Origin of the sequence: Bartonella sp. AC130YNZD (assembly GCF_042196865.1) — a bacterium.
In the GTDB taxonomy this organism is placed as follows: Bacteria; Pseudomonadota; Alphaproteobacteria; order Rhizobiales; family Rhizobiaceae; genus Bartonella.
Map to the genome: position 1 here is coordinate 1 of NZ_JBHIQZ010000140.1, position 828 is coordinate 828.

An 828-nucleotide genomic window follows, 5' to 3' on the forward strand; every position below is an offset into this window, starting at 1 on the left:
TAAAAAGAGCTTCCCCCATTCATCTTAGAGAGGCATTAAGCCGTATCTTGTGTAGCTTCTAGATGTACTCTTTCAGCCTCTATTTGACGCTTTAAATGCAATTTTAGAAGAGGGAAAGTTGCTTCTACTTCTTCGTTATCGTTGATGTCTTGAACAAGCTCTTGCAGTTTTCTATAAAGTTCCGCCGCGAGTTCCGCTATATCTTCAGGGGGGAGTTTTATTTTAGCATCACGATAGGTTGTATAAGCTATGCGACCGAGTTTTTTCATGAGACCAGCAGGAATGGTAGGTGGAGAGATATTGAAAGACCGAGCCATCATCATGTCTATAAACATTGCATCTTCACCGGTCAAAAGCCAATTCAGGTTTACTCCAAATTTTTCTTTATATGCTGATAAAACCGTTGCATCTGGAGTTCTATCACCACGTTCGTAATTTCCAAGCCCTTGAATACTGATACCAATTTTAAGTGAAAATATATCACGAGATAAGCCCACAAGCTTTCTAACTTCTGTGAGTCGTTTTGCTAATGCAGTTTTGGGCTCATTTTTTTGTCGTCTCATATTATAAATGTTTACAAATGGGGTTGACTAATATCCCATTTGTAGATATACCTCATATTAGAGCCCGATACGAAGGGCGTTTATTATACATTTAACCCCACAAAAAACGGATGTGGGAGCATCCGTTTAAAGCAGGAGCGAAGTTTATGACAACCACACAAGTTTGGGATCGCCATAGTATTTTAGCTGAGCTACGCCGCCGTAATATGACCTTGGCGGAGCTCGCGAAAGCTTATCAACTATCGTCATCCAGTGTTCAACATAT

The 828-nt window shown here is 40.2% G+C and carries 2 protein-coding genes; one reads left to right on the forward strand and one right to left on the reverse strand.

What is annotated here, in order from left to right; genetic code table 11:
• Positions 1-35 precede the first annotated feature (35 nt).
• Entirely contained in the window at positions 36-563 is a 528-nt protein-coding gene (locus ACFINU_RS10155; protein ID WP_375667710.1) for a helix-turn-helix domain-containing protein, read from the reverse strand.
• 146 nt (positions 564-709) lie between these two features.
• Here ACFINU_RS10155 and ACFINU_RS10160 point away from each other — a divergent pair.
• Positions 710-828 (forward strand): helix-turn-helix domain-containing protein (locus ACFINU_RS10160; protein ID WP_375667712.1); only part of this gene is annotated, 119 nt, incomplete at its 3' end.